At 61.5% G+C, this 6,585-nt stretch carries 5 protein-coding genes; 2 read left to right on the top strand and 3 right to left on the bottom strand.

The genetic code is table 11. The features are described from left to right. Positions 1–289: 289 nt before the first annotated feature. Positions 290–865 (bottom strand): ANTAR domain-containing response regulator, encoded by a 576-nt coding sequence (locus CAF80_RS21695; protein ID WP_007916390.1) that lies wholly within the window; start codon positions 863–865, stop codon positions 290–292. 15 nt (positions 866–880) lie between these two features. Then, positions 881–2,092 (bottom strand): CmpA/NrtA family ABC transporter substrate-binding protein, encoded by a 1,212-nt coding sequence (locus CAF80_RS21690; RefSeq protein WP_085667913.1) that lies wholly within the window; start codon positions 2,090–2,092, stop codon positions 881–883. Between the two features lie 222 nt (positions 2,093–2,314). Between CAF80_RS21690 and CAF80_RS21685 the strand changes: the two genes are divergently transcribed. Continuing rightward, positions 2,315–3,334, top strand: a complete 1,020-nt coding sequence (locus CAF80_RS21685; protein ID WP_085667912.1) for a quinone-dependent dihydroorotate dehydrogenase — start codon at positions 2,315–2,317, stop codon at positions 3,332–3,334. 139 nt (positions 3,335–3,473) lie between these two features. Here CAF80_RS21685 and rmf read toward each other — a convergent pair whose 3' ends face one another. Further along, a complete protein-coding gene (rmf, locus tag CAF80_RS21680) occupies positions 3,474–3,689 on the bottom strand; it encodes a ribosome modulation factor (RefSeq protein WP_003223300.1) in 216 nt (71 codons plus the stop codon). A 530-nt stretch (positions 3,690–4,219) separates the two neighbouring features. Between rmf and rlmKL the strand changes: the two genes are divergently transcribed. Continuing rightward, positions 4,220–6,490 carry a bifunctional 23S rRNA (guanine(2069)-N(7))-methyltransferase RlmK/23S rRNA (guanine(2445)-N(2))-methyltransferase RlmL gene (rlmKL, locus tag CAF80_RS21670; protein WP_039770007.1) on the top strand — a complete coding sequence of 757 codons (2,271 nt, stop codon included), beginning with the start codon at positions 4,220–4,222 and terminating at the stop codon, positions 6,488–6,490. Positions 6,491–6,585: the final 95 nt, after the last annotated feature.

The following is a 6,585-nucleotide window of genomic DNA, read 5'->3' as shown; positions in this document are numbered from 1 at the left end:
TCTTGATTCCAGGGCATGGTCAGCACCTCCTGACCATGATTGATACCTGTAAACCATGTCCCCGGTCTCAAACGTAAAGGATGTACCCGGTCTTTACCCACCCTAACCCTCTCCCGGAGGGAGAGGGACCGACCGCAGTGTCTTGCGTCATACATCGACCTGAAAAAGCCAGTCGATTATGGATTCAAAGCCGATCATTCACGTCAGCGTATCTCTCGAATATTCCCCGATCAGTTCCCTCTCCCTCCGGGCGGTCCGACGTTTCGGGAGGGTTAGGGTGAGGGGCTTTTCAGCCAAGCAACTCGCTCATGGCAATGATCTGCTCCGCCACCTGAATGAGTTTCTGCTGGCGGCTCATGGCCTGGCGGCGCATCAGGGTGTAGGCCTCTTCTTCGTTGCAGTCCTTCATTTTCATCAACAGGCCCTTGGCCAGTTCGATGCGCTTGCGCTCGGCCAGTTGCTGGTCGCGGGCCTGTAGCTGGGCGCGCAAGGCCTGATCGCTTTCGAAGCGGGCCATGGCCACGTCGAGAATCGGCTGCAGGCGTTGTGCGTGAATGCCTTCGACGATGTAGGCACTGACCCCGGACTTGATCGCCTGACGCATCACGCCGGGGTCATGCTCGTCGGTGAACATCACGATCGGCCGTGGCTGGTCGCGGCTGACCAGCACCACTTGTTCCATCACATCGCGGCTCGGTGACTCGGTATCGATCAGGATCACGTCCGGACGCACCGTTTCGACGCGCGCCGGCAGGTCGATGGTCAGGCCCGACTCGTCGATCACTTCGAAACCGGCCTCGGTCAACGCGGCTTTCAGGCGCCCGACTTTTTTCGCGGTGTCATTGATCAGCAGAATGCGCAGCATGTTCGCGGTCTCCTGTCAGCGGCGGGCAAGAAGTGGCGCGCTGTCGCTCAGCGCGTGGAGCTTGAAGCTCCGGGCGTAGGCGGCCGGGTCGCTGCCGTCCCAGATTTTGCCGTCGATCAACTGGCTGCTGCGCATGTCCTTGCCCCAGGCTGCGACGCCCACAGCAGTCGCCGCGTCGCGATAGATCTCCAGTTGCTGCACCTGCCGGGCGACGGCGAGGTAGTCCGGGTCATCGCGCAGCAAACCCCAACGGCGGAACTGAGTCATGAACCACATGCCGTCCGACAGGTACGGCAGGTTCACCGCGCCATCGCCGTGAAAGCGCAGGGCGTGCGGGTCTTGCCAGCGATTGCCGAGGCCATCGTCGTAGTCGCCGAGAAAGCGCGGTTCGATGCAGGAGGCCGGGGCGTCGAGGTACTCGGCGGCGCTGAGAAGTTGCGCGGTGCTGCGGCGGTTTTCCGGGCTCTCTTCGATGAAACGGCTGGCCTCGAGGATCGCCATCACCAGCGCGCGCGCGGTGTTGGGGTATTGCTCGACGAAGGCGCGGGTGCAGCCGAGGACTTTTTCCGGGTGATCGGGCCAGATGGTCTGGCTGGTGGCCAGGGTGAAGCCTAGATTCTGCTGCACGGCGCTGGCCGCCCACGGCTCGCCAACGCAGAGACCATCGATGCGTCCGGCCTGCAAGTGCGCGACCATTTGCGGCGGCGGCACCACCACGCTGTCGACATCCTGCAACGGATGAATGCCCTGGCTCGCCAGCCAGTAATAAAGCCACATGGCATGGGTGCCGGTCGGGAAGGTCTGGGCGAAGGTCAGTTTTGCGCGGGTTTGGTGCACATGATGGTGCAGCGCTTCAGGACCGGTCACGCCCAGGCCCTGCAAACCGTGGGACAGGTTGAGGCTCTGGCCGTTCTGGTTCAGACCCATCAACACCGCCATGTCGGTTGACGCGACGCCGCCGATGCCCAGATGCACCGCGTAGATCAGGCCGTAAAGGCTGTGGGCGGCATCGAGTTCGCCGCTGACCAGATTGTCCCGCAGGTTGGCCCAGGAACTCTGGCGCTTGAGGTTCAGGGTCAGGCCGTAAGGCTGGGCAAAGCCCTGAGTGGCGGCGACCACCAGCGAGGCGCAGTCGCTCAGGGCCATGAAACCCAGGTTGATCGCGCTTTTTTCCGGGGCATCGCTGCCGTTGACCCAGGCCAGCGGCCCGGCGGAGGTTTGAGTCATGAAAGCTACCCTCAAAAAAAACGTCGTCCCAGGCTTTGCCCGCGCAAAACCGAGAGACGACGCCATTGTCTTTGCCTGCGCGCCACCATTGGCCTGCGGGCTGATGCCGAGGAGGGTGCAAGGCATATGCCATGCGCACCGATTTAACCGTGCGCCTCGCGCGGCGGGGGGATGCCCGGCTATAATCGCCGCCTCTTTTCGCCGCCCGAGTCATAGCCGCCCATGTACACCCTGGCCCGTCAGCTGTTGTTCAAACTTTCCCCGGAAACCTCCCACGATCTGTCGCTGGATCTGATCGGCGCGGGCGGGCGTTTGGGCCTCAACGGCTTGCTGTGCAAGGCGCCGGCGTCGCTGCCGGTGAGTGTCATGGGCCTGACGTTCCCGAACCCTGTGGGTCTGGCGGCCGGTCTGGACAAGAACGGCGCGGCCATCGACGGCTTCGCCCAGCTGGGTTTCGGGTTTGTCGAAATCGGCACCGTGACCCCGCGTCCGCAGCCGGGCAACCCGAAACCACGGATTTTCCGCCTGCCGGAAGCCGAGGCGATCATCAACCGCATGGGGTTCAACAACCTCGGTGTGGACAACCTGCTGGCGCGGGTGACGGCGGCCAAATACAAAGGCGTGCTGGGGATCAACATCGGCAAGAACTTCGACACCCCGGTCGAGCGTGCGGTGGATGACTACCTGATCTGCCTGGACAAGGTCTACGCCCACGCCAGCTACGTCACGGTCAACGTCAGTTCGCCGAACACCCCGGGCCTGCGCAGCCTGCAATTCGGCGACTCGCTCAAGCAATTGCTGGCGGATCTGGCCACGCGCCGCGCCGAACTGGCCCTGCGCCACGGCAAACATGTACCGCTGGCGATCAAGATCGCGCCGGACATGACCGACGAAGAAACCGCGCAAGTCGCCCAGGCATTGATCGAAACCGGGATGGACGCGGTGATTGCCACCAACACCACCCTCAGCCGCGTGGGCGTCGAAGGCATGGAACACGGTGACGAGGCGGGCGGTCTGTCCGGCGCGCCGGTTCGCGAGAAGAGCACCCATACCGTGAAAGTGCTGGCGTCCGAGCTGGGCGGCAAGCTGCCGATCATTGCGGCTGGCGGCATCACCGAAGGCAAGCATGCGGCCGAGAAGATCGCGGCTGGCGCGAGCCTGGTGCAGATCTACTCCGGCTTCATCTATAAGGGCCCGGCGCTGATCCGCGAATCCGTGGACGCGATCGCCGCCAAGCGCTGATTGGCCGGCATAAAAAGGCAGGCATAAAAAAGGGCTCCTCGAAGGAGCCCCTGGGCCGTAGCCCGCCGTCCGGGAAGGACGTGCATGGTGATCAGGTTGTTACGAAATCAGATTGTCGTGTCGCAATAAGTGCCCTGTGTCAGCCGACGGCGTGAAGTTCGTTGAGTCTGTGGATTCCCGCAGTGCCGGTCATACCGTCCCAGTTGTCGCCGCGTCCTTCTCGCCAGCCGTTGATCCAGGCTTGACGTACCGACGGTAGAGTAAATGGGCAAAGCTCACGGGATTTGCCACCAACGCCATATTGATATCCGCGCAAAAATGCTCTTTCCAACGGATCACGCTTAAGTCTTCTCATAGGGTGTTTCCCTCACTTGTTGACTGTTTTTGTCGCGTCGACCTCAATTGAGGTCTGGCAGAAAAACTCTGCCGTTGGCGGCTCGCTGCCGGCGTGGCGAGCCAAGGTGTTGACGCCGTTGCGACGTCAACCTGTGTCCAGTTCTAACCAATGAGTCACATCGATGGAATGACCGTTTTGTCATAAGGACGTAACGAAAAAGATGCTATGGCCATAAGTAACCGCGTATTTATCCAATGTTTGTTGGCCAAACCCCGGTATGATCGGCCCCGCGCTGGATGATGAGGTTAATCCTTTAGTGAGAATGACCCACGTTTGCGCTGGGGTACTATTCGACGAAGGGTTGCTTTGAGTCATTTTGTTGCTTCAACTTTTTTATCTGTCCCGGCATCTAAGCTCTTTTAACCCGAGCAGCGGGGATGGAACGGCACACCTTCGTGCCACGCGGGCGCTCTTGTAGAAAAGCGCCTGATTGAAAACCGGATCGGCAATGCGTTGCCGGTTCATCAGCCAAAGGCTCTGGAAAAACCATGTCCGACCGTTTCGAACTCTTCCTCACCTGCCCCAAAGGCCTTGAAGGCCTGCTCATCGAGGAAGCCGTCGGGCTTGGCCTTGAAGAGGCCCGCGAACACACCTCCGCCGTGCGTGGCATGGCGACCATGGAAACCGCTTATCGCCTGTGCCTCTGGTCGCGTCTGGCCAACCGGGTGCTGCTGGTGCTCAAGCGCTTCCCGATGAAAAACGCCGAAGACCTGTATCACGGCGTACTCGACGTCGACTGGCAGGACCACATGCTGGCCGACGGCACCCTGGCGGTGGAATTCAGCGGTCATGGTTCGGGCATCGACAACACTCACTTCGGCGCCCTGAAGGTCAAGGACGCCATCGTCGACAAACTGCGCACCCCGCAGGGCGACCGTCCAAGCATCGACAAGCTCAACCCGGACCTGCGCATTCACCTGCGCCTGGATCGTGGCGAAGCGATTCTGTCCCTCGACCTGTCCGGCCACAGCCTGCACCAGCGCGGTTACCGCTTGCAGCAGGGCGCTGCGCCGCTGAAGGAAAACCTGGCGGCAGCGATCCTGATCCGTTCCGGCTGGCCGCGCATTGCCGCCGAAGGTGGCGCGCTGGCTGACCCGATGTGCGGTGTCGGCACGTTCCTGGTCGAAGCCGGCATGATCGCCGCCGACATGGCGCCGAACCTGCGTCGCGAACAGTGGGGCTTCACCGCCTGGCTCGGTCACGTGCCGGCGTTGTGGAAAAAACTGCATGAAGAAGCCGTCGAGCGTGCTGCTGCCGGTCTGGCCAAGCCGCCGCTGTGGATTCGCGGTTATGAAGCCGACCCACGGCTGATCCAGCCGGGCCGCAACAACGTCGAACGCGCCGGCCTGAGCGAGTGGATCAAGATCTATCAGGGCGAAGTCGCGACGTTCGAGCCGCGTCCGGACCAGAACCAGAAAGGTCTGGTCATCTGCAACCCGCCGTACGGCGAGCGTCTGGGTGATGAAGCCAGTCTGTTGTACCTCTACCAGAACCTCGGCGAGCGTCTGCGTCAGGCCTGCCTGAACTGGGAAGCGGCGGTGTTCACCGGCGCGCCGGACCTGGGCAAGCGCATGGGCATCCGCAGCCATAAACAGTATTCGTTCTGGAACGGCGCGCTGCCGTGCAAGCTGCTGTTGATCAAAGTCCTGCCGGATCAGTTCGTCACCGGCGAGCGTCGCACTCCGGAACAGCGTCAGGCCGAGCGTGAACAAGCCGCTTACGACCAGACGCCGAACGAGCCGCAAGAGCGCAAGTTCAACAAGAACGGTAACCCGATCAAACCGACGCCGGCCCCGGCGCCAGTGATCGAGCAACCGCGCCTGAGCGAAGGCGGGCAGATGTTTGCCAACCGCCTGCAGAAGAACCTCAAGGCCATGAGCAAGTGGGTCAAGCGCGAAGGCATCGACTGCTACCGCGTCTACGATGCGGACATGCCGGAATACGCCATGGCCATCGACCTGTACCACGACTGGGTACACGTTCAGGAATATGCCGCGCCGAAGTCTATTGACCCGGAAAAAGCCTCGATCCGCATGTTCGACGCGCTGGCGGCCATCCCGCAGGCGCTGAACATCGACAAGAGCCGCGTGGTGGTCAAGCGCCGCGAGCGTCAGAGCGGCACCAAGCAGTACGAGCGTCAGGCTGCCCAAGGCAAGTTCAATGAAGTGACCGAAGGCGGCGTGAAGTTGCTGGTCAACCTCACCGATTACCTCGATACCGGGCTGTTCCTCGACCACCGGCCGATGCGCATGCGGATCCAGAAAGAGGCGGCCGGCAAGCGCTTCCTCAACCTGTTCTGCTACACCGCGACCGCCAGTGTGCACGCTGCCAAGGGTGGCGCGCGCAGCACCACCAGCGTCGACCTGTCGAAAACCTACCTCGACTGGGCGCGCCGCAACCTGTCGCTCAACGGTTTCTCCGACAAGAACCGTCTGGAGCAGGGCGATGTGATGGCGTGGCTTGAGAACTGCCGCGAAGAGTACGACCTGATCTTCATTGATCCGCCGACCTTCTCCAACTCCAAGCGCATGGAAGGCATCTTCGACGTGCAGCGAGATCAGGTGCAGTTGATCGACCTGGCCATGGCGCGTCTGGCCAGCGGCGGGGTGTTGTATTTCTCCAACAACTTCCGCAAGTTCCAGCTCGAAGACACCCTGGCCGAGCGTTACGCGGTCGAGGAAATCACCGCCAGCACCATCGACCCGGATTTCGCCCGTAACGGCAAGATCCACCGCGCCTGGAAAATCACGGCTCGTTGACACTCTGCAACATTGGATCCACAGAGCCTTGATTTTTAAAGGCTCTTGGATCCGTTCAGAACTAGCCAAATTAGTGGCTAATAGCTATAACTCAC

Source organism: Pseudomonas sp. B34(2017), assembly GCF_002112915.1.
Taxonomy (GTDB): Bacteria; Pseudomonadota; Gammaproteobacteria; order Pseudomonadales; family Pseudomonadaceae; genus Aquipseudomonas; species Aquipseudomonas pharyngis.
This window is presented reverse-complemented; position numbering and strand designations above follow the sequence as displayed.